Annotated in this window: 24 protein-coding genes; 12 read left to right on the plus strand and 12 right to left on the minus strand. The window is 72.5% G+C overall.

The genetic code is table 11. The features are described from left to right. Positions 1-190 precede the first annotated feature (190 nt). Positions 191-1,231 carry an SAM-dependent methyltransferase gene (locus AB0O48_RS04600; protein WP_357572008.1) on the minus strand — a complete coding sequence of 347 codons (1,041 nt, stop codon included), beginning with the start codon at positions 1,229-1,231 and terminating at the stop codon, positions 191-193. 72 nt (positions 1,232-1,303) lie between these two features. Between AB0O48_RS04600 and AB0O48_RS04605 the strand changes: the two genes are divergently transcribed. After that, a complete protein-coding gene (locus tag AB0O48_RS04605; RefSeq protein WP_357572007.1) occupies positions 1,304-2,200 on the plus strand; it encodes a zf-HC2 domain-containing protein in 897 nt (298 codons plus the stop codon). A gap of 46 nt (positions 2,201-2,246) precedes the next feature. Here AB0O48_RS04605 and AB0O48_RS04610 read toward each other — a convergent pair whose 3' ends face one another. From AB0O48_RS04610 to AB0O48_RS04620, 3 genes are all read right to left on the minus strand, one after another. Further along, a complete protein-coding gene (locus AB0O48_RS04610) occupies positions 2,247-2,882 on the minus strand; it encodes a CGNR zinc finger domain-containing protein (RefSeq protein ID WP_357572006.1) in 636 nt (211 codons plus the stop codon). A 7-nt stretch (positions 2,883-2,889) separates the two neighbouring features. Beyond that, complete coding sequence (locus AB0O48_RS04615) at positions 2,890-3,738, minus strand: MBL fold metallo-hydrolase (protein WP_357240726.1); 849 nt, start codon at positions 3,736-3,738, stop codon at positions 2,890-2,892. 61 nt (positions 3,739-3,799) lie between these two features. Then, a complete protein-coding gene (locus AB0O48_RS04620; protein WP_357572005.1) occupies positions 3,800-4,318 on the minus strand; it encodes a MarR family transcriptional regulator in 519 nt (172 codons plus the stop codon). A 78-nt stretch (positions 4,319-4,396) separates the two neighbouring features. Here AB0O48_RS04620 and AB0O48_RS04625 point away from each other — a divergent pair, with 78 nt between their 5' ends. Further along, positions 4,397-4,786, plus strand: a complete 390-nt coding sequence (locus AB0O48_RS04625) for a hypothetical protein (RefSeq protein ID WP_357572004.1) — start codon at positions 4,397-4,399, stop codon at positions 4,784-4,786. A 63-nt stretch (positions 4,787-4,849) separates the two neighbouring features. Here AB0O48_RS04625 and AB0O48_RS04630 read toward each other — a convergent pair whose 3' ends face one another. Both AB0O48_RS04630 and AB0O48_RS04635 read right to left on the minus strand, forming a co-directional pair. Next, positions 4,850-5,494, minus strand: coding sequence for a TetR/AcrR family transcriptional regulator (locus tag AB0O48_RS04630; protein ID WP_357572003.1), 645 nt, complete (start codon positions 5,492-5,494; stop codon positions 4,850-4,852). Between the two features lie 51 nt (positions 5,495-5,545). Next, the gene (locus AB0O48_RS04635; RefSeq protein WP_357240714.1) at positions 5,546-5,803 is read right to left on the minus strand and encodes a hypothetical protein; all 258 of its coding nucleotides are present in this window, start codon (positions 5,801-5,803) and stop codon (positions 5,546-5,548) included. 143 nt (positions 5,804-5,946) lie between these two features. Here AB0O48_RS04635 and AB0O48_RS04640 point away from each other — a divergent pair, with 143 nt between their 5' ends. The 7 genes from AB0O48_RS04640 (at position 5,947) to AB0O48_RS04670 (ending at position 13,868) form a co-directional block, all read left to right on the plus strand. After that, positions 5,947-6,162 carry a helix-turn-helix domain-containing protein gene (locus tag AB0O48_RS04640; protein WP_112621205.1) on the plus strand — a complete coding sequence of 72 codons (216 nt, stop codon included), beginning with the start codon at positions 5,947-5,949 and terminating at the stop codon, positions 6,160-6,162. 316 nt (positions 6,163-6,478) lie between these two features. Beyond that, positions 6,479-7,495 (plus strand): peptidoglycan recognition family protein, encoded by a 1,017-nt coding sequence (locus AB0O48_RS04645; RefSeq protein WP_357572002.1) that lies wholly within the window; start codon positions 6,479-6,481, stop codon positions 7,493-7,495. Positions 7,496-7,637: 142 nt separating this feature from the next. Next, positions 7,638-8,798 (plus strand): acyl-CoA dehydrogenase family protein, encoded by a 1,161-nt coding sequence (locus AB0O48_RS04650; RefSeq protein ID WP_357240707.1) that lies wholly within the window; start codon positions 7,638-7,640, stop codon positions 8,796-8,798. Continuing rightward, positions 8,788-10,002: an acetyl-CoA C-acetyltransferase gene (locus AB0O48_RS04655; protein ID WP_357572001.1), complete on the plus strand. Its 1,215-nt coding sequence runs from the start codon at positions 8,788-8,790 to the stop codon at positions 10,000-10,002. Before AB0O48_RS04650 ends, AB0O48_RS04655 begins: the two co-directional genes overlap by 11 nt. A gap of 16 nt (positions 10,003-10,018) precedes the next feature. Then, positions 10,019-12,175, plus strand: a complete 2,157-nt coding sequence (locus AB0O48_RS04660; RefSeq protein ID WP_357572000.1) for a 3-hydroxyacyl-CoA dehydrogenase NAD-binding domain-containing protein — start codon at positions 10,019-10,021, stop codon at positions 12,173-12,175. Continuing rightward, a complete protein-coding gene (locus AB0O48_RS04665) occupies positions 12,172-13,413 on the plus strand; it encodes a CaiB/BaiF CoA-transferase family protein (RefSeq protein WP_357240698.1) in 1,242 nt (413 codons plus the stop codon). Before AB0O48_RS04660 ends, AB0O48_RS04665 begins: the two co-directional genes overlap by 4 nt. Before the next feature lie 185 nt (positions 13,414-13,598). Next, positions 13,599-13,868 (plus strand): hypothetical protein, encoded by a 270-nt coding sequence (locus AB0O48_RS04670; RefSeq protein WP_357240695.1) that lies wholly within the window; start codon positions 13,599-13,601, stop codon positions 13,866-13,868. On the opposite strand, the gene AB0O48_RS04675 is transcribed toward AB0O48_RS04670, so the two are convergent. Together AB0O48_RS04675 and AB0O48_RS04680 are read right to left on the minus strand one after the other, a co-directional pair. After that, positions 13,869-14,768 (minus strand): cytochrome c oxidase assembly protein, encoded by a 900-nt coding sequence (locus AB0O48_RS04675; RefSeq protein ID WP_357571999.1) that lies wholly within the window; start codon positions 14,766-14,768, stop codon positions 13,869-13,871. After that, entirely contained in the window at positions 14,765-15,238 is a 474-nt protein-coding gene (locus tag AB0O48_RS04680) for a DUF2243 domain-containing protein (RefSeq protein WP_357571998.1), read from the minus strand. Before AB0O48_RS04680 ends, AB0O48_RS04675 begins: the two co-directional genes overlap by 4 nt. A 460-nt stretch (positions 15,239-15,698) precedes the next feature. Between AB0O48_RS04680 and AB0O48_RS04685 the strand changes: the two genes are divergently transcribed. The 3 genes from AB0O48_RS04685 (at position 15,699) to AB0O48_RS04695 (ending at position 18,739) form a co-directional block, all read left to right on the plus strand. Beyond that, the gene (locus tag AB0O48_RS04685) at positions 15,699-16,961 is read left to right on the plus strand and encodes a DUF2786 domain-containing protein (RefSeq protein WP_357252020.1); all 1,263 of its coding nucleotides are present in this window, start codon (positions 15,699-15,701) and stop codon (positions 16,959-16,961) included. Positions 16,962-17,099: 138 nt separating this feature from the next. Further along, positions 17,100-17,465 carry a YciI family protein gene (locus AB0O48_RS04690; RefSeq protein ID WP_357252017.1) on the plus strand — a complete coding sequence of 122 codons (366 nt, stop codon included), beginning with the start codon at positions 17,100-17,102 and terminating at the stop codon, positions 17,463-17,465. Continuing rightward, a complete protein-coding gene (locus AB0O48_RS04695; RefSeq protein ID WP_357571997.1) occupies positions 17,462-18,739 on the plus strand; it encodes a DUF6596 domain-containing protein in 1,278 nt (425 codons plus the stop codon). Before AB0O48_RS04690 ends, AB0O48_RS04695 begins: the two co-directional genes overlap by 4 nt. A 23-nt stretch (positions 18,740-18,762) precedes the next feature. Here AB0O48_RS04695 and AB0O48_RS04700 read toward each other — a convergent pair whose 3' ends face one another. From AB0O48_RS04700 to AB0O48_RS04715, 4 genes are all read right to left on the minus strand, one after another. After that, the gene (locus AB0O48_RS04700) at positions 18,763-20,211 is read right to left on the minus strand and encodes an alpha/beta hydrolase (protein ID WP_357571996.1); all 1,449 of its coding nucleotides are present in this window, start codon (positions 20,209-20,211) and stop codon (positions 18,763-18,765) included. Between the two features lie 120 nt (positions 20,212-20,331). Continuing rightward, on the minus strand, positions 20,332-20,610 hold the full coding sequence (locus tag AB0O48_RS04705; RefSeq protein WP_357571995.1) for a hypothetical protein: 279 nt from the start codon (positions 20,608-20,610) through the stop codon (positions 20,332-20,334). Then, the gene (locus AB0O48_RS04710; protein WP_357252006.1) at positions 20,607-20,954 is read right to left on the minus strand and encodes an ArsR family transcriptional regulator; all 348 of its coding nucleotides are present in this window, start codon (positions 20,952-20,954) and stop codon (positions 20,607-20,609) included. The genes AB0O48_RS04705 and AB0O48_RS04710 overlap by 4 nt, the downstream gene beginning before the upstream one ends. Positions 20,955-21,121: 167 nt before the next feature. Next, complete coding sequence (locus tag AB0O48_RS04715; RefSeq protein ID WP_036410891.1) at positions 21,122-21,295, minus strand: CsbD family protein; 174 nt, start codon at positions 21,293-21,295, stop codon at positions 21,122-21,124. Positions 21,296-21,367: the final 72 nt, after the last annotated feature.

The raw sequence follows: 21,367 nt of genomic DNA on the forward strand, positions 1-21,367 counted from the left end.
AGCCGAACCTTTTCTTGACGTGGTTTTCACACCCGCCCACTGAACAGGTGAAATGCGGCACAGACCCCGCGCTTGTCCGGGGGTGGAGGCCATTGCGGGACCGTCCGCGGCCCGGAGCGGGCGGCGGCGCGATGCAGCGCGGGCGGAGGCGCGGGGCGGGGTCCCGGGCGGGCGGAGGTGCGGGGCCGGGTCAGGCCGGGCGGCGGGCCACCAGCACGTCGCGCATGATCGACTGGTCGACCCGGTGCCGCAGCGCGCGGTAGGGCTCGGTGTCGACCACGGTCAGGCCGGCGTCGGCCAACGCCGCCGCCGCGTCCTCGCGGCTGGCGACGTGGGTGTTCCAGGAGATCCCGAGCGCCCCGCCGGGACGCAGCAGCCGCGCCCAGACCGGCGCGGCGTCCGCGAGCAACGCCAGCGGATCGCGGGTCAGGCCCTTGTCGGCGGTACGGCTGCCGTGCTGCACGCCGTACGGCGCGTCGGCGACGACCAGGTCCACGGTCTCCGGGCGGAAGAACTCCGCCGAGCGGGCGGTGTCGGCGTTGACCACGTCCAGCAGTTGGGTCTGGCCGGCCTTGTGCTCCTCGCGGGTCGGAGCCAACTCGATCCGCACCCGCCGGCCGACCACCTTGCGCTCCCGCCGTACCGGTCCCGACTCCAGCACCCGGTGCTTGACCCGCTTCTGCTTCAGCCAGGTGGTGATGAACGCCCGGTACGCCTCGACGTCCTTCTGGTCGCGCTCGATGCCGGCGGCGTCGAACCCGTACATCAGGGCCTGGTTGAGGGTGGTGCCCCGGCCGCAGAGCGGGTCGAGTACCCGGAACCGACGGGTGGTCAGCTCGGCGGCCCAGTCCGAGGCGAGCAGGGTGACGTTGAGCAGCAGTTTGGTGAACTGCTCGTTGGTCTTGCCCGGGTACTTCTGGATGGTGAGCAGGTCGTCGTCGTAGCGGTCCAGTCGACTCCACTCGATCGGCCGCAGCAGCTCACCGACGATCTCGAAGAGCGCGTACCCGGCGGAGAGGTTGCCCAGGGCGGCCAGGTCCCGCTCGGTCAACCCGTCACCGGTGAAGGTGACGTAGGACGCCCCACCGACCACCTCGGTGTCCAGCTCGCCGATCTGGCCGTCGAGGGCCGAACGGCCGAAGATCTCCAGCTCGGCCCGGGTGAGGTCGATGGCGGAGCGGGCGTACACCCGGTTGGTTGCGGGCAGGATCAGCAGGCCGTAACGCGTCATGATCGGGCGAGTATTCCACAACAGCCTCCGGTCGCCGGGAACCGGAGCGCCTGCCGGAGCGACTACCGGTACATGGGGTGTGAGCAGTGGCGGGAGGTCCTGTCCGCGCAGTTGGACGGAGAGGAGACCGCCGCCGAACTGACGGCGGTGCAGGGACACCTGGACGGGTGTGCCGATTGTCGGGCCTGGTTCACGGCGGCGGCCGCGGTGACGCGTCGGGTTCGTACCCGATTGGTGGCCGATGTGCCCGACCGGACGGCGGCGATCCTGGCCGCCGTCGCGGCTGAGCCGGTCCGCCGGTCGTGGTGGCGACGCGCTGGCTGGGTCGCCGGGCTACGCGCGGCGTTCGGGCGCGCCGGGTTGGTCGCCGGGCTACGCGCGGCCTCCGGGCGCGCCGGGTTGGTCGCCGGGCTGCGCGCGGCGCTCGGGCTGCTCGGCGCGGTGCAGTTGGTGCTCGGGCTGGCCCAGGTGGGCCGGGGCGCGACCGCCGATCACCTGCACCCGGCCGGCCAGCACCTGTGGCACGAGTCGGCCGCGTGGAACGTGGCGGTGGGTGCCGGGTTCCTCTTCGTGGCGGTCCGCCGCAGCCCGCCGGCCGGGCTGCTGCCGATGCTCAGCGCGTTCGTCGGCACGTTGCTGCTGCTCTCGGTCAATGACCTGGCCACCGGATCGGTGGGCGGGGAGCGGCTGGTCAGTCACGGGTTCCTGGTGGTCGGCTACCTGATCACCGTGTTGCTGTCCCGGCCCGGCCTGCGCCCCGGTGGACCTTCGCCGCAGCGGCAGCCAGCACCGTCACGTTGGCGGTTCGGCACCGACGAGGTGGACCGGCCGCTGCGGGTGGTCCGCCCCGGGTCGTACCCGGCGCAGGCCGCCGACCGGTACGCGGCCCCGGCGGCGCGTGCTGATCATGCCGCTGCGGCGGCGCGTGCCGAGCGCGGTGGGCGGGCCGGCGGACGCCGCGCCGCCTGATCGCCGGCGGCGTCGACCGGCGCGTCGCCAGCCCGGCGCGGGCAGGTCAGTCCGCCTGCCGTAGGCGCGCGCGGTGGGCGCGCAGGTTGCTCGGGTACCCGCAGACGCGGACGGAGTGCCAGACGCCGCTGTTGTTCCGGGACCGGTCGTAGAACGCCACCTGGCAGCGTGGATTGCGGCAGGTCTTGATCCGACGCCCGGTGTCGGCGAGTTGCGCCTCGAACAGCGTCGCGAGCACGAGCGAGATCAGCAGTTCCGCCCCGACCCCGGCGGGGTCGAGCTGGACGGACCCGTTCCGGTCGAGTCGCAGTGTGGCACCGGCGGAACGCAGCCCGGTCGGGGCCGGCTCCTCGGCCGGGGGGAGCCCCGCTTCAGCCGTGGTGTGGACCCGGGAGTGGATCTCGTCCCGTAGGTCGTCGCGAAAGGTCCGTAGCGCCCGGAGTCCCGCCGCGTCGAGGGCGACTGCGGGCGCCGAACGCCCGGTGGTCGTCGACCATCGATCGGCGGCGTCGCGTGCCCACGCCGTGGCGCTGGTCAGCTCGTCGAGAAGGTCCGGCTGCCTCGGCGCACCGGCCGAGATCGTGTTGAGTAGATCCTGGACCAGACCGAGGCCACCCGGGGCCTGGTCCAGGTCGTATCTCGCGGTGGCGGGCCACAGCGCGGGGTGCGGTGCCGAGGACATGATCGGATCACTTGCCGATCAGGCCGAGCGCCCCGTACCACGCGGGCCCCGGGTTCACCCAGTCCGGATAGAGGCTCGTCAGCTCGTCGAAGAACTCGCGGGCTGTCGACTTCTCGGCCAACAGCCGCTCCACGTTGAGCAGGTACTGCCGGGTCTGGTCGATGCTTGCCGGATCGTCGGGCAAGTCCCGGTTCTTGTGGCCGGCGACGACCGCGCGAGGTGCGAGCGCCTCCACGCGATCGAGAGCCTTCAGCCACTCCCGCAGGCCGCCGTCGACGGTCTCCAGGAGGTACTGGTGGACGCCGTTGTAGACGACGTCACCGGCCACCACCAGGCCGATCGACGGCACGTGCAGGACGGTGGTCCGGTCGGTGTCGGTGTGCCCGGTCTCGACCGGCTGGACGAGATTGCCCTCCAGCAGGAAGCCCTCGGCCGGCACGGGCACGGCGACGACAGGCGTTTCCGGGATCAGGCCGGGGAAGACCCGGTCGAACAACTCGCTCCGCCCGACGGTGGCCTGCTGGTGCATGACCTCGATGGTGCCGGGCGTCGCGTAGCTGACGGCGTCGGGGAAGCGCTTGAGCAGCTCCCCGGTGCCGAACCAGTGGTCGCCGTGGCCGTGGGTGGCGTAGATGTAGGTCAGCCGCCGGCCCGACCGTGCGATCCAGTCACCCACCTTCGCGATCTGCTCATGGGTGAACGGCGGGTCCACCAGGAGCGCCTCCTCGGCTCCGTAGATCAAGGTCGACGAGATCGGGTTCCAGTGGATCCGCGACCCGTCCGGCATGCGCTGGTCCCCCGCCCGAACCGGGCCTTCCGAGACGAGAACGTCGTAGGACAGGGCAGATGTGCTCATGTCTCCTCCTCAGCTGGGTCGCCGCACCTTGCGACCACTGAAATAACCATAGCGCGTACGCCTATTTCAGCGGGTCTATTCTTCGGTGCTCCGCGTCACCCCCCAGCGAGATCCCGGTCCCGGGCTCCCCCGCCTCGTCGGGCTGACATTCGGGGTCGTGGGCGGCGTAGAGCAGGGTCAACTGCCGGTGAAGCTGGCGCCGTTCGTCCTCGGCGAGGGGAGCAAGAAAATCGTCCTCGGTCCGGCGCAGCACCGTGAGGGCTTCCGACAAGGTGGCCCGGCCGTCGGCGGTGACGCTGATGAGCTGCTTGCGGCGGTCGTTGGGGCTGCGTTCGCGGCGGACGTATCCGTTGCGCTCAAGTTCGTCGATGACCGCGACCATCGTGGTGCGGTCGAGTCCGGTCCGCTGACCCAGGTCGCGCTGGGACGACTCCCCGTCCGCGACGAAGGCCAGCACCCGCAGATCCCGACCGCGCAGGTGGAAGGGCAACAGCGCCTCTTCCATCCGGGCGCCGGCGAGGCCGGCCAACTTCAACAACAGGTACCCGGTGGCGGAGGCGATGGTTTCGGATGAGCGCATCACCGCAGCCTAGTCTTCCGGATCGCTGATTATCAGCTACGCTGACGATCAGCGATCCGGTCGTACTTGGAGAGCCCCATGAAGATGCGCGTCATCCTCTGCGTCGTCGGCGTGATCACGGCGACGCCCGCACTCGCCCTGCTGTGGCCGCAACTGCTGACCAGCAGCTACGGACTGACTCACCCCGACCCCATGACCACCGCGCTGCTCCAGCACCGGGGTCTCCTGCAGGCGGCTCTCGGCGCGGCCATCATCTGGGGAGCCTTCCACCTGCCGGCCAGAGTGCCGGCGGCGGCGACCGCCATCGTCACCAAGTCGGCGTTTCTCGCCCTGACCGTCGTCGACGGCGGCATGCGAGCCGACATGAACCTCATCTCGCTGGTGTTCGACCCGATCGCCATCGTCATCCTGGCCGTCGTCATCGTGCTCCAGCTCCGCGAGTCGACCCCCGCCGCCGCGCAAGTCTGAAGCCCGGCACCGGCTGCGTCGGCGGGTGGCCCGACCAACCCGACCAGAGCGGGGTCGGCCAGCTCAGGCCGGCGGCGCTGGCCGGGTCGGGCCGGCGATGGCCTGCGGGATGACCTGCTCGACGATGGTCAGCAGTGTGGTGGTGAGCAGCAGGTGCACCTGGGCGCGGGTCAACGCCCCGCGCTGGAGCCACTCCCGGGCGGTCGACGTGGCCAGCCCGCCGTACGCGCGAACCATGGCACGCAACTCCTCCCGGTGCTCGGCCTCGCCGGCCAGGCCGACGGCGACGAGCATGCGGTCCGCGGCGACCTCCTCGGCTTCGGCGAGCACCTGTTCCACGTCCGCGTCGCCGCCCATCCCCCGGGCGGTGACCGCGGCCAGCCAGGAGGTGCTGTGCCGGGACACCACGTCGAGAAACCAGGAGACGCTGGCGTCGACCCGGGTCCGCAGGTCACCCTTGGGCAACCGTTCGAGGGCCACCTCCGGAATGGTCACCATGACCCGGACGACCTCCAGGTAGAGGTCCTTCTTCGCACCGAAGTAGTGGTTGACCAGACCACGCGCGACACCAGCCTCGCGGGCGACGTCGGTGGTCGACACGTCCGCGTACGGGCGGTCGCCGAACAGCCGGACCGCACAGGCCAGGATCTGCCCGCGCCGGGCGTCCGGCTCCAGACGGCGGCGGCGCGGAGCCGTCTCGACACTCATCTGCCCGACCCTATCGACCGCTCCGCCTTCGGCCACCCGCCCTCACCTTGATCAACGGATCGGTCGTCGACGCCGAACCAGATGCCGGGCGACCTGCCCCAGGTTTGACGTCTCGGAGTAGAGCGCCGCGTTGATCGCGCCGAGGGCAACCCCGGGCGCTCGTTGCACCCGGTCCACGTCCTGAACCACCCGGCCGATCAACGTCAGGCGACAACGGAGATCGAACAACTCCCTCCGTGCGCAGCGCAACGCCGTCTCCAGTCCCCCGACCCGCTCCCGCAGCCACGCCAACTCCGTCGCCTGATCCATCGGGCTCTCCCATCACTCGCGATCGCTGCCAGGCAGCCCGGACCCCATTGGCCGGGACCGTCACCTTCACCCTCACCCATTCGAAAGGACTGCGCAAGTAGGTAGACGCAATTAGGCATGCCTGATCGCCCTACCGTCAGGTCATGGGTGAGGTCCCGGGTCCGCTGGTCGGTCCGCACGAGCTGCAGGATCTGCTCGGCGTGAGCCGGACCCGAATGCGTCAGCTCATTCGCTACCCAACCTTCCCCGCACCGTTCCAGCGCCTGCACGGCACCACGGTGTGGCTGCGCGCGGACGTGGAGGCGTGGATCGCCGAGCATCGCCCGCCGCGCCCCACGGACGGCGACGAGGCCGAGTAACGCGCCCGGCACGGGTCGGATCAGGACAGTCCCGGGACGGGGTACGCCGTTCGAGCGGCCTGCGGTGATCCACCTTCTGCTCTACCCTTGCCACGCATCAGTGACAGTCCGACCAGTGCGGCCGAAACGTCCATGCCATCGGACCGGATCAACTGGGTAAGGGAGCGAAGCCTTGGTTTCTCGACGTCGATTGTTGTCTGGCGCGGCCGGTGCGGCTGTCGGCCTCTCGGCCGCCGGCACGTTCGCCGGGTCCGCGACGGCGGCACCGTCCACCTCCACCGTGACGTCGCCGCTCGCGGCCCGCCGTGGTCGACTGATGAGCCGAACGGTGGTGACGTCCCCGGCCATCCCGTTGACCCACCTGTCCGTGGCGCACAGCGGTCCGGCGGCGGCGGTGCGCCTTCGCACCGGCAAGGGGTGGAGCGACTGGCTGGAGATCAGCGCGTGCCCGAGCGGTCGCGACGGTCGGGCGGTGTCGGCCCAGTCCGACATCGTGGTCGTCGACGGCGCCACCGGGTACGAGGTCCAGGTCGCCGATGGCTCGGCGGCCACCGTCGTCGAGCTGAACATGGTCGACGGGGCACGGCGGACGGTCACGAGCGCGGAGACGAACAACCTTCCGCTGCCGCCCGGCACCAGGCGGAAGCCGACGTACCTGCCCCGGTCCGGTTGGGGAGCTGACGAGTCGCTCCGGCTCGCCCCGAACGGCAGCCAGCTGTGGCCGACCGAGTTCTTCCCGGTGCAGACGCTGACGGTCCACCACAGTGGGGTGTACCAGCACAACGAGGACCCCGATCCGGCGGCCACGGTACGCGCCATCTACTACGACCAGTGCGTACTGCAGGAGTTCGGCGACATCGGCTACCACCTGTTGATCGACGAGGCCGGGCGGGTCTACGAGGGTCGCTATTCCGACCCGGGGCCGCAGCCGGTCTACGGCCCGGGTTTCGGCAGCGACGGTCGGCCGCTCATGGTCAACGCGGCGCACGTGAGCGGCTACAACGCGGGAAACATCGGCGTCTGCCTGCTGGGCCGGTACACGTCCCGCCTGCCCAGCCCCGCCGCACAACGGTCGCTGGCTCTCGTCCTGGCGGGTCTCAGCCTCACGAGTCGACTCAACCCCACCGGCCGGACCGGATACGTCAATCCGGTGAGCGGGGTGGGTGGCAACGTGGCAGTCATCTCGGGCCACCGGGACTGGGCGAGCATCGGGGCCGGTGCGACCGAGTGCCCCGGCGACTACTTCCACCCGTACCTCGGCCAGCTACGCCAGGACGTGGCCACGCTGGCCGGCATGCGCCCGACTCCGCCGCCGCGGCCGCCGAGGCGCTAGTTCGCAGCCCTGTCCCGCCGCCCTCCAGTCAGCGCGCCCGCCGCGCTGGTGGGGGGCGGCGTCGCATCATGCCCGCGGCGCCTCCGGGGCCGCTGATCGCGACTTATTGACATGCTGCCAACAGCGCGCGAGGGTGGTGCACATGCCGACGCCCGACGGTCCCCCCTCGCCCTGGCGCGAACCGGAGCACGACGACCTCGCCGACCTGGCCCGCGCCTTCTTCACCAAGGAGGTGCTGCCGCACACCGACCGCCTGCTGGCACAGGGCCACCCGGACCGCGAGCACTACCGCCGCGCCGGCGAGCTGGGGCTGTTGGGCCTGTCCGTCCCGGAGGAGTACGGCGGCGGGGGCGGCGGGTTCACCCACGAGGCCGTGCTGCTGCACGAGCAGGCGTACACCGGGGAGAGCAGCCTCGGGTTGGCCGTCCACAGTGGCATCGTCACCGGCTACCTGGTCGCGTACGGCAGCGAGGAACAGAAGCGGCGGTGGCTGCCCGGCCTGTGCAGCGGTGAGCTGGTCGGCGCGATCGCGATGACCGAGCCGGACGGCGGTTCCGATCTCCAGGCGATGCGCACCCGGGCGGTCCGCGACGGAGACGACTACCTGATCACCGGCGCGAAGACGTTCATCACCAACGGCGGCCTGGCCGACCTGGTCATCGTGGCCGTGAAGACCGATCCCGAGCAGCGGGCGGCCGGAGTCTCGCTGCTGGTGTGCGAGGTGGGCGGCGATCCGGAGGGCTTCCGTCGGGGCCGACTGCTGTCCAAGATCGGGCTGCACGCCAACGACACCGCCGAGCTGTTCTTCGACGGGTTCCGGGTGCCGGCGGCCAACCTGCTCGGCGACGCCGAGGGGCTGGGCTTCGTCCAGCTCATGCAGCAGCTCCCCCAGGAACGGCTGGTCATCGGCGTCGGCGCGGTCGCGGCCATGGAACGGGCGGTCGAGCTGACCGTCGCGTACGCCAAGCAGCGCACCGCCTTCGGCAAGCCACTGATGGGCCACCAGAACACCCGGATGGTGCTCGCCGAGTGCGCCACGCGTACCCGGGTCAGCCGGGTCTTCCTGGACGACTGCATCGTCCGGCACGCGCGCGGCGACCTGGACGTGGCGACCGCGGCGATGGCGAAGTCCTGGCTCACCGACGGGCAGTGCGAGGTCATCGACCGCTGTCTCCAGATCTTCGGCGGCTACGGCTACACGACGGAGTACCCGATCGCCCGGATGTACGCCGACGCCCGCGTCCAGAAGATCTACGGCGGCACCAACGAGATCATGAAGGAGCTGATCGCCCGTGCCCTCTGAGGCGTACGTCTATGACGCGGTCCGCACCCCGCGCGGACGCGGCCGGGACACCGGCGCGCTGCACGGCGTCAAGCCGATCTCGCTGGTCGTCGGCCTGATCGACGCGTTGCGCGAGCGCAACCCCGGCCTGGACGTCGGTCGGCTGGAGGACCTGCTGCTCGGCATCGTCACCCCGGTCGGGGAGCAGGGCGGCGATCTGGCGCGGGCCGCCGCGTTGCTGGCCGGGTTGCCCGACGTGGTGGGCGGGGTGCAGCTCAACCGGTTCTGCGCCTCCGGGCTGGAGGCGGTCAACTCCGCCGCCGCGCGGATCCGCTCCGGCTGGGAGCACCTGCTGCTCGCCGGCGGGGTGGAGTCGATGTCCCGGGTGCCGATGGGCTCCGACGGCGCGGCCTGGGCCACCGACCCGCAGACCGCGCTCGCCACGTCGTTCGTGCCGCAGGGCGTCAGCGCCGACCTGATCGCCACCCTGGAGGGGTTCACCCGCGACGACGTGGACGGCTACGCGCTGCGGTCGCAGGAGCGGGCCGCCAAGGCGTGGGCCGGCGGGCACTTCGCCCGCTCGGTGGTGCCGGTCCGCGACGGCAACGGGTTGGACATCCTCACCGTCGACGAGCATCCCCGCCCGGAGACCACCCGGGAGGCGCTGGCCCGGCTCACCCCGTCGTTCGCCACGATCGGCGAGGCGGCCGGTTTCGACGCGGTCGCGTTGCAGAAGTTCCACTGGCTGGAGGCCATCGAGCACGTCCACCACGCCGGCAACTCGTCCGGCATCGTGGACGGCGCCGCGCTGGTGCTGATCGGCTCGGAGCAGGTCGGGCAGGACCTCGGCCTCACCCCGCGCGCGAGGATCGCCGGCGCGGCGGTCACCGGCGCCGACCCGACGCTGATGCTCACCGGCCCGATCCCGGCCACCCACAAGGCGCTCGCCGTCGCCGGGCTGACAGTCGACGACATCGACCTGTTCGAGATCAACGAGGCGTTCGCGGCCGTGGTGCTCAAGTACGTCCGCGACCTGGGCCTCGACCCCGACCGGGTGAACGTCAACGGCGGCGCGATCGCGCTCGGGCACCCGCTGGGCGCCACCGGAGCCATGTTGCTCGGCACGGCGTTGGACGAGTTGGAGCGCCGCGACCTACGCCGTGCCCTCGTGACCCTCTGCATCGGCGGCGGCATGGGCGTCGCCACCGTTCTCGAGCGCTGCTGACCCGGGGGAAAGACACATGACCACCACCATCCGGTACGACCGCGCCGCCGACGGCATCGTCACGCTCACCCTGGACGACCCCGAGCAGTCCGCCAACACCATGAACCGGGCGTACGCCGCCTCGATGAGCGCCGCGCTGGACCGGCTGGAGGCGGAGCGCGATCTCGTCGGCGTGATCGTGACCAGCGCGAAGTCCACGTTCTTCGCCGGCGGTGACCTGCCCGAGATGATCCGGGCCACCCGCGCCGACGCGCCCGCCCTCGCCGAACTGCTCGGCACCATCAAACGGGACCTGCGGCGACTGGAGACGCTGGGCCGACCGGTGGTCGCCGCAATCAACGGCTCCGCGCTCGGCGGTGGCCTGGAGATCGCGCTCGCCTGCCACCACCGGATCGCGCTGGACGCGCCGGACAGCCGGCTCGGGCTGCCCGAGGTGACCCTGGGTCTGCTGCCCGGGGCCGGCGGCGTCACCCGGACGGTACGAATGCTCGGCCTGGCCGGTGCGCTGACCACGGTGCTGCTCACCGGTCGGCGGATGCGCCCCGCCGACGCCCTGGCCGCGGGCATCGTGGACGAGGTGGTCGCCACACCCACCGAAATGCTGGACCGCGCACGCGCCTGGATCGCGGCGAACCCGCAGCCGGCGCAGCCGTGGGACCGGCCGGACTACCGGATGCCCGGCGGCGCACCCGCCAGCCGCTCCCTGGCCACCCAGTTGCCGGCCTTCCCGGCCACCCTGCGCAAGCAGCTCAAGGGTGCCCGGCTGCCCGCACCCGAGGCGATCCTGGCGACCGCCGTCGAGGGCGCACAGGTCGACCTGGACACCGCCCTGACGGTGGAGACCCGGCACCTGATCGGCCTGCTCACCGGGCAGGTCGCCAAGAACATGATCGGCGCCTTCTTCTTCGACCTGAAGGCCGTCAACGGTGGCGCCGCCCGACCGTCCGGCGTGGACGCCCCGCCGGTGCGCCGGGTGGCCGTGCTCGGCGCCGGCATGATGGGCGCGGGCATCGCGTACGCCTGCGCCAGCGCCGGCCTGGACGTCGTGGTCCGGGACGTCACGCCGGAGGCCGCCGGCCGTGCCCGGGAGCACGCCGAACGGCTGCTCGCCCGCAGGGTGCGCAAGGGCCGCGCCACGGAGGCGGACGCCCGTGCCGTACTGGACCGGATCACCACCACCGACCAGGTGGACGCCCTCGCCGGCTGCGACGCGGTCATCGAGGCGGTCTTCGAGGACCCCGCGCTGAAGCAGGCCGTCTTCGCCGAGGTGCTGCCGGTGTTGGCACCCGACGCGTTGCTCGCGTCCAACACCTCCACCCTGCCGATCACCGGGCTGGCCGAGGGAGTGGACCGCCCGAGCGACTTCATCGGCATGCACTTCTTCTCCCCGGTGGACCGGATGCCACTACTGGAGATCGTGGTCGGCCAGCGGACCAGCGACACGGCCCTGGCGCGGGCGTTCGACCTGGGCCGGCGGATCGGCAAGACCCCGATCGTGGTCAACGACGGCCGGGGCTTCTTCACCAGCCGGGTGATCGGCCGGTTCCTCGACGAGGCGGTCGGCATGGTCGCCGAGGGTGTCCCCGCCGCGTCGGTGGAGCAGGCCGCGTTGCAGGCCGGCTACCCGACCGGGCCGCTGGCACTTGCCGACGAGGTCAGCCTCACCCTGATCCAGCGGATCCGCCGCCAGTTCGAGGCGGCCAGCGAGGAGTACCTGCCGCTGCCCGCGCACCGGCTCGTCGACGAGTTGGTCGACGCGTACGACCGGCCGGGGCGAGCGATCGGTCGCGGCTTCTACTCCTACGACGACGGCACCCGGGGCCGGCTGTGGACCGGCCTCGCCGACCTGGTCACCGACGCCGGCCGGGCGGTGCCGTTCACCGACCTCCAGGAGCGGATGCTGTTCGCCGAGGCACTGGACGCGCTGCGCTGCCTCGACGAGGGGGTGCTGCGCACCGAGACCGATGCCAACATCGGCTCGATCTTCGGCATCGGCTTCCCCGCGTGGACCGGAGGGGTGATCCGCTACGTCCGGCAGTACGCGGGCGGCCCGGCCGGGTTCGCGACCCGTGCCGCCGAACTGGCCGACAGGTACGGCGACCGGTTCACACCCCCCGCCGACCTGGTCGACAGGCTCGCCGCCCGTCCCGCCGAACCGGCTGGCGTCGCATGACGGCCTCCTGGCCGAGCCCCGGCAGACCGGGTGCGGCCAGCGACCCAGACACCGCACGGGGCGACGACCCGGGCGCCACACGGCACGACGACCCGGGCGCCACGCCGGGCGGTTCGACGCGCGGCGGGCCGCTGGCCGGGGTGCGGGTGGTCGAGTTGGCGAGCCTCGCGCCGGCCCCGTTCGGCTGCATGGTGCTCGCCGACCTCGGGGCGGACGTGGTGCGGGTGGACCGGCCGGGTGCCCCGGGCGCGGGGCGGCTGGCCGCGCCGACCGACGGGCCGTTGCAGCGCGGCCGACGGGTGACCGCACTGGACCTGAAGTCCCCGGCCGGGGTGGCCGACCTGCTGCGCCTCGTCGAACGGGCCGACGTGCTGGTCGAGGCGTACCGGCCGGGGGTCGCCGAGCGGCTCGGCTTCGGCCCGGAGGTGTGCCAGGGGCGAAACCCCGGGCTGGTGTACGCGCGGATGACCGGCTGGGGCCAGGACGGCCCGCTGGCGTCCCGGGCCGGGCACGACATCGACTACATCGCGGTGGCGGGGGCGTTGGAGCCGCTGGGTCGGACCGGCGAGCGCCCGTACGCGCCGATGAACCTGCTCGCCGACTTCGGCGGGGGCGGCATGCTGCTCGCCGTCGGCGTGTTGGCGGCGCTGCTGGAACGGGAACGCTCGGGTGTCGGCCAGGTGGTCGACGCGGCGATGGTCGACGGGTCGGCGCTGCTCACGTCGTTCCTGCACGGGCTGCTCGGCAGTGGCCGGTGGGCCGCGCCGCGCGGGCGCAACATGTTCGACGGCGGTGCGCCGTTCTACGACACGTACGCCACCGCCGACGGCGGATTCATGGCCGTCGGCGCGATGGAACCGGCCTTCTACGACGTACTCCTCACCGGCCTCGACCTGGCCGACGACCCGGACCTGCCGGCGCAGTACGACCCGAGCGGCTGGGATGAGCTGCGCCGGCGCTTCACCGAACGGTTCGCCGAGCGGACCCGGGACGAGTGGACGGCGGTCTTCACCGACCTGGACGCCTGCGTCGCGCCGGTGCTCGCCCCCGGTGAGGCGCACCAACACCCGCACAACGCCGCGCGGGGCACCTTCGTCGAGGTCGGCGGCGAGATCCAACCGGCCCCGGCACCCCGCTTCGGTCGGACGCCGACCGACCGGCCAACCCCGGCACCGGACCCGGAGCAGGACCGCCTACCGGCAGCGGAGATTCTCGCCGACTGGCCGCGGCGCAACTGACCCGACGCGGTGGCTCAGGGGCGGTTGTCTCACCGACCCGGTCCGGTGGATCCTGTCGGTGTGCCGGCGGATCTTGGCGACGTGCACGCGACGCGTCGCCGTTTCCCGGAGAGCACCGCGTACCTCGACGCCAACGGGTGGATCGCGTCGAGCCCTGACCTCGGACGATGAGGGAGCCAACGAGCATGGACCTGTGGAAGAGCCACGTCAACGGAATCCTCTATGGAGTGCAGTTCGACCAGGTGCTCGACGACGCGGTGGTGACTCGGGTGGCCGACGGGGTCACCGCTGGGCTCTACCCGGGGGACCGCGCCGAGACACGGGAGGCGCTGGGTCAGGCGCTGCGCTGTCCGGGTCCGCTGAACGACCAGGCTGAGACGCGGCACAGTGAGGAAAGCATCCGTTCGTTCCTGCACCAGCTCTCCGCCGCCCTGACCCCGCCCTCACCTCGTTGATCAAGAGGTTTGCGTCAAGGAATCGCTCTCCTCTGACGCAAACCTCTTGATCAACAAGGCAGGAGGGTGAGCGGGGTGGGGGCGGCGGCGGGAGTGGTGGGGGCGGCGGGAGTGGTACCAGGTGGCGAAGAGGGCCGTCGCGAGCAGCAGCTCGGCCAGGTCACCGCCGTAGTACATGAGCTGGGCCGCGGAACGGAACGCCTCCGGATCCCGGTCGATGAGGCGTGGTGGGAGGGTTTCGGCCTGGGCGTACAGGTACTTGGCCAGTACGGCGTGTCCGGCTGCCGCACCCAGGAGCGCGCCGACCCGTACCGCCAGGCCCGGTCGGCGCGGCGCCGGGTCCGGCCCGGCCAGGGACCAGGCGAAGAGATAACCGGCGGCCAGGTAGTGCAGGTGTACGGCGTGATGCAGCGCGGGCTGACGCTCGGCCGCCGCGTACAGCGGGGTGAGCAGCACCAGCGCCAGCCCACCCGTGCTGAGCAGCGCGGCGGTGACCGGGTGCGCGATCAGGTGCAGCGGGCGGGCGCGCAGCAACCGGCCCACCGCCCGGCGTACCGGTGGCGGCGCGACCCGCAACAGCAGGGTGACCGGGGCGCCGAGCACCAGCCCGAGCGGGGCCAGCATGCCGAGCAGCAGATGCTGCGCCAGGTGCCCGCGCGGACCGCCGGGAAGCTGGGCCAACGGCCCGACGGCGACCGCCAGCATTCCGCACCCGACCAGCCAGGCGGCGGTCCGGCGATGATCCCAACCCCGGGGGTCGCGCGCGGCGGCCAGCAGATAGCCGCCGGTCAGCAGCGCGACCGGGAGCAGCGGCAGCCAGGACGACGCATCCGCCGCCTGCCCGCCGTGCGCGATCGGCGGAACGGACCAGGCGGGCGGAGCCGGCAGCGGCACCGTCATCGACGGCCGTCGCGCGACCGGGCACGCCAGATCAGCAGGGCGCCGGCCAGCAGCAGGGCCGCGCCGGCCACGTTCCACACCACGTCGTACGGCACGAGGTGCACCCCGTAACGGATCTGGTGCAGCCGGAGGACCTTGTGGTCGACCAGCCCGTCGAAGAGCTGGAACCCCCCGGCGCCGAGCAGGAGGCCACCCCAGGCGAGCCGGGCCGACAGGGCGTGTCGCCGGCGCAGGTCGGCGAACCAGAAGAACCCGCCGACCAGGGCGATCACCTCCGCCGCGTGCAGCAGCCCGTCGGAGAGCAGCGCCACCGACGGCGTCGACCTGTCGTAGAAGTGGTGCCAGGCCAGCAACTGATGGAAGACGATCTCGTCCACCGCGGCCATGATCGCGATGCCGATCAGGACGCCGGCGAGGATGGAGGCCCGCACGTCGACGGTGCGTGCCCTCGGCAGACTCGACTCGGCCACCACACACCTCGCATCCACCGGTCGTGGCAAAAATACCCCCAAACACAATGAATCCCGGCCACCAAAGCCGGCGTGGCGACACGCCCACCCCCAAGGTCAACACGAGATCGGCGAACTCGGCGGGTCCGACCGGGTGGGATGCCGCGCTATCAAGGACCCCGTGTTGATCAAGCGCAGGCGCGGCGGTCAAGGCCGCCGAACGGGCACGCCGGACGGTCAAGCCCGCCGAACGGGCACGCCGGGCGGGCAAGGCCGCCGAACGGGCACGCCGGGCGGGCAAGGCCGCCGGACGGGCGCCGCGCACGGCCGGCACCGCGCACGGCCGGCACCGCGCACGGCCGGCACCGCGCACGGCGGCAACATCCCCGTTTCGCGCCTTCGGGGCCTCGCGCGGCATGATCATGGAGCTGGGGCGGGTCGGGCAGCCTCGCCCGCAGCGGAACCCGAGAAGGAGGTGCCAGTGCCGGACGCGGACGAACTCGTCGCCAACGCGCTCGCGGCGGTGCGCGGCACCGACGTACGGAAGGCCGAACGGCAGCTGGACCAACTGATGGTCGGCACCGGCGCCGCGGACGGCACCACGGCGGTGGACGCGGCGTTGCTGCGCCGCCTGGTCCGTGGCCTGGCGCGGCTCTGGCCGCGCGGCTGGCAGCCCGTCGACGTGGACCGGATCACCGGGCGGCGGCTCGACGGCCGCGCGGCGCGACTGGTCCGGGACGCGATGGCCGTGCAGCGGCGCGAGCAGTCGGATCCGGTCCCGGCCTGGTTCGACGAGCAGTTGCGGGCGTTGGCCGCCGAGGTGCGGGCGGACGACGACCGGGTGTTGTCCGGCTGGTCCGCCCGGGAGGCGCTGGACCGGGTCGACGCGCTCCGTACGGCCGTGGACGTCCTCGCGCTGGTGGAGAGCCTGCCACCGATCGCGGTGCTGCGCCCGCCACCCGGGTCGAGCGGGGCGGCGACCGCCCGGTCGGCCGGTCCGGCGCGCAGCGGGTCGCCGATGCTGGACCGGGTCCGGGCGCTGCTGGCCAAGGCCGAGTCGACGACCTTCCCGGCCGAGGCGGAGGCGCTTACCGGTAAGGCGCAGGAGCTGATCGCCCGGCACAGCATCGACGAGGCGTTGCTGGCCGCCGGGGCGGAGCGCGGCGACGTGCCCGGCGGGGTACGCCTGAGCACCGACACCCCGTACGCGGGCGCGAAGGCACTGCTGGTGCAGGAGGTGGCGGCGGCGAACAGGTGCGAGGCGGTCTGGTCCGACGATCTCGGCTTCGCCACCGTGCTGGGCTGGCCGGCCGACCTGGTGGCGGTGGAGTTGCTCTACACCTCGCTGCTGGTCCAGGCCACCGCCGCCATGCTGCGCGGGCGGGTCGAGCGGCGGCAGGGGTCGGGGCGGCGGACAAAGGTCTGGGACGAGTCGTTCCTCAACGCGTTCGCGCTGCGGATCGGCGAACGGCTGCGCGCGGCCACCGAGGCGGCAACCGACGCGGCGGACCAGGCGGCGGCCGAGACGGCCGGGGCGGAGCGACTGTTGCCGGTGCTCGCCGCCCGGGGCGAGGCGGTCCGGGAGCGGCTGGACACGCTCTTTCCCGGCGTCACCCGCCACCGACTCAGCGTGCGCGACGCCGAGGGCTGGTCGTCGGGCACCTCGGCCGCCGACCGGGCGTCGCTGGACGTCGGCGGCGGGCGGAAGCCCCGCCAGGTGCCGGGCCGACCTGATCGGCGCTGAACCGCCCGGCGTGGGACCACCACCGGCGGCGATATCTGCGATTTTCTGCGCTACGCCGTAGGGAACGGATTGTCGGCTCCGACCCTCCGGTGAGTCGCGCCCCGACCGGGGTGCGACACGAGTCTGAGGAGCGTCGCCATGAAGTACATGCTGCTGATCTGGAACCGGCCCGGCTTCACCGAGGAGCTTTCCGAGCAGGACCGCACCGCCCTGTTCGGCGAGGTCGACGAGATCATGAAGGAGTTGACCGAGACCGGCGAGCTGATCGGCGGCCAGGCGCTGGCCAACCCGTCGCAGACGTTGACGGTTCGGGCCGTCGACGGCCGGGCCGAGGTCATCGACGGGCCGTTCATGGAGAGCAAGGAGCAGTTCGCCGGTTACCTGGCGGTCGACTGCGACAGCCCGCAACGGGCCGCCGAGATCGCCGCCCGCTGGCCGGACGTGCGCTTCGGCGGCGCCATGGAGGTTCGCCCGATCATGGACGAGTCCGGAGCGGAGATGTGACCGACGACCGGACGGTCGAGGATCTGCTGCGCACGGTCGCGCCGCAGGTCCTCGGCCTGCTGGTTCGCCGGCACGGCCAGTTCGACAGGTGCGAGGACGCGGTCCAGGAGGCGCTGCTCGCCGCCGCGACGCAGTGGCCCACGCAGGGCGTACCGGACAGTCCGCGCGCGTGGCTGCTCACCGTGGCCACCCGCCGGCTCACCGACGAGTGGCGCAGCGAGAACGCCCGCCGGGACCGCGAGCTGGCGGTGACGCTGCGCGAGCCGGCGTACGCCGGGGTGGCACCGGCGGCCGACGCGGAGCCCGCGGTGGCGGACGCCGACGACACCCTCACCCTGCTGTTTCTCTGTTGCCATCCGGCGCTGACCGGATCGGCGCAGGTGGCGCTCACCCTGCGCGCGGTCGGCGGCCTCAGCACCGCCCAGATCGCCCGGGCGCACCTGCTGCCGGAGGCGACGATGAGCCAACGGATCCGCCGGGCCAAGCAGCGGATCGAGGCCGCCGGAGCCCGGTTCACCATGCCCGGTCCGGCGGAACGGGACGAGCGGCTGCGCACGGTGCTCCGCGTGCTCTACCTGATCTTCAACGAGGGCTACACCGCGTCCAGTGGCCCGGATCTGCACCGGGCCGAGCTGACCGGCGAGGCGATCCGGCTGGCGCGCATCCTGCACGGACTGCTGCCCGACGACGGCGAGGTGAGCGGGCTGCTGGCGTTGATGCTGCTCACCGACGCGCACCGGGCGGCCCGGCTCGGCCCGGACGGGGAGTTGGTGCCGCTCGCCGAGCAGGACCGCACCCGGTGGGACGTCGCCGCCAGCACCGAGGGGATCGCGCTGATCACGGACGCGTTGACCTGGTCGCCACCCGGGCCGTACCAACTCCAGGCGGCGATCGCCGCGGTGCACGCCGAGGCCCGGACAGCGGCCGAGACGGACTGGCGGCAGATCGTCGCGCTCTACCGGCTGCTGGCCCGGATCGCGCCGAACCCGCTGGTCACCCTCAACCAGGCGGTGGCGGTGGCCATGGTGGACGGGCCCCGGGCCGGGCTGGCCCTGCTCACGGCCCTGGACGCCGACGAGCGCACCGCCGGGCACCACCGGCTCGCCGCCGTCCGGGCGCACCTGTTGGAGCTGGCCGGGGACGCCGGTGCGGCGCGGGAGGCGTACCTGGCGGCGGCCCGGGGCACCACGAGTCGGCCCGAGCAGCGGTACCTGGAGCTGAGGGCCGCCCGACTGGCGGGAGTGCGACGGCCGCCGGCCGCCGGGCAGGTCTGACCCCGGCGGCCGGCAGCGCGCGGTCACACGTCGGGGTCGACGGCCGGGCAGGTGGCGCCCCGGACCGGCACCACCTGGTGGATCAAATAGGCGTCGACGGCCCGCTCGACACACGGGCTGGTGGTGTAGCTGCCGTGCCCCCAGCCCGCGTAGGTGAGCAGCACGCCGTGCCTGCCCAACTGCCGCGCCACGTTCGTGGCCCAGTTGTACCCGCTGGCCGGGTCGTGCACGGTGGCGGCGATCAGCAACGGCACGTCGGTGCGCACCCGCAGCCGGTGCTGCGGATTGGCGATCGGCGTCGGGGTGCCGAGGCAGGTCGCGAGGGCGAACACCGCCGTCGGGTACCGCAGGTCGGGCGCGAGCCGGGCCACCCGGCGCAGGTGTTCGTCGTACTCCCGGTAGTCGCGGACCGGCAGGCTCCAGTCCTGGCAGAAGACCGCGAAGGGGTACGGCGCCACCGCGTCACCCGTCGACGGGGCGGCGCTTCGCACCGTGGCGGGGGCTTCCATCCCGTCCAGCCACTCGGCGAGCCCCGGCCAGCGCCAGGTGTCGTAGAACTCCCGGTGGGTGAGCCGGCTCAACTCGAACGGGGTCAGCACCACACCTGGCCGTTTCGGGTCGGTGAGCGTGCCGGCCTCGGCGCGGGCGCGCAGCCCCTCCCAGAGGGCCCGGAAGTCCCGCCCGTGCAGGGCGCAGGCGGCGGACCTGTCGCACCAGGCGACGAACTCGTCGAACGCGTCCTCCGAGGTGACGGCCTGGGTGTCCAGGAAGGCGCGGGTGCCGACGCTGTGGTCCACCGCGGCCTCCAGCACCATGGCCCGGACGCGGTGCGGGAACAGTTCGGCGTACTGCTCACCGAGCAGGGTGCCGTACGAGCTGCCGTGGAAGGTGAGCTGCCGCTCGCCGAGCGCGGCGCGGATCGCGTCCAGGTCGCGGGCGGCGCTGATCGTGTCCACGTGGTCGTAGAGCGGCCCGGTGCGCGCCCGGCAGTCGGCCCGCAGCAGCTCGTTGCCGGCCAGCGTGGCGTCGAACTGGGCCTGGTCGGCGATCAGTTGCGGCTGCTGGGCGAGCAGGGCCCGGGAGCAGACCACCGGGTTGCTGCCGCCGGTGCCGCGCGGGTCGAAGCTGACGATGTCGAACCGGCGGCGCAGGTCGGCGCTGAACCGGGAGCTGCCGTCGACCACCCGGTCGACGCCACTGTCGCCCGGCCCGCCGGGGCCGAAGACCAGCGTGCCCTCGCGGGTGGCCGGCTTGGCGACCCGGCGGGCCAGCGCGAGGTCGAAGCGCTCCCCCCGGGGCCGGTCCCAGTCGACCGGCAGTGACAGGGTGCCGCACTCGGCGGAGTCGTCGGCGGCACAGGGCTGCCAGTCGATCGTGGGCTGGGCGGCGGCCGGGCTCGCCGGGGTCAGGCCGGCTGCCGTGAGGGCCAGGGCGACCGCCCAGGCGACGGCGGATTTGCGGACGTGCGGCATGAGGTGCTGTCCTCTCCGTGAAGGAGCGTTGCCGGTGAAACTCGCCCACCGGGCGAGGTGATGCTGCTTCCACCCGGGCCGTCGAGTAGCCGCTCGACGGCCCGGGGCCTTCGTCAGCGGTCAGTCGACCTCGACCAGGACGCGTTCGACGGTTGTCATCCGGGTCTCCATCCCGGCGAGCCGGCCGTCCATCGCCGCGAGCAGCCGGGCGTTCTCCGCCTGGGCCTGAGCGGCCTGCTCGGCGAGCCTGCGGTAGTCGTCCGCGCGGGACGCCTCGTACCGGGCCCGCCGGGTCTTGGCGAGCTGCACGATGGTCACCGTGACCACGCTGACCAGGAAGGCGAAGATGCCGATCGCGCCGACCACCTCGGTCCAGTCGTGGTCGCTCATTCCGGTCATCGGTTCCCTCCTGGTTGCTCGACCGAGTCGGGCACGGTCAGCGTCTCGGCCGCCGCCGCGATGATCTCGGGGGTGAGGGTGAGCACGAACGGCTGCACCTCGTAGTAGTTCATGGCTTTCCCGTCCTCCGACAACTCCAGGCTCGCGGTGACCAGCCCGGCCGCCGCCAGCTTCCGTAGGTGGACCTGCAACAGCGCTCGGCTGATCCCCAGTTGCCGGGCCAGCCCGCTGACGTAGGCACGCTCGCGGGCCAGCGCGGCGATGATCCGCAGCCGGTGCGGGTTGGCCAACGAGGCCAGCACCCGTACCAGGTCGTCGCCGATCGGCGATGGAGCGCTGCTCACAACCGGCCCTCGCACATGCAAAGAGAAGTTAGCAGGTATGCCGACGCGGCGATACGGACCGAGGGCGGAATCAGGGGGTTCTCAGGGTCGCGGAACGGGGCCGGACACACACAGACACGCCGGGCCGGTGAGTGATCACCGGCCCGGCGTGCGGGTTACGTCGTACGTCAGCTCTTGAAGGCGTCCTTGATCTTCTCGCCGGCCTGCTTGAGCTTGGCCGTGGACTGGTCCGCGCGACCCTCGGCCTCGAGCTGCTCGTTATCGGTGGCGCGACCAGCGCCTTCCTTCAGCTTGCCGGTCGCGTCCTCGGTGGCGTTGTTGATCTTGTCGTCGAATCCCATTGCCAACCTCCATTGCAAGCGTCGCTGCTACAACACCACCAGTACCCCCACCGTCACCGGTCCAACCATTGC

Origin of the sequence: Micromonospora sp. NPDC085948 (assembly GCF_040686315.1) — a bacterium.
Lineage (GTDB): Bacteria > Actinomycetota > Actinomycetes > Mycobacteriales > Micromonosporaceae > Micromonospora.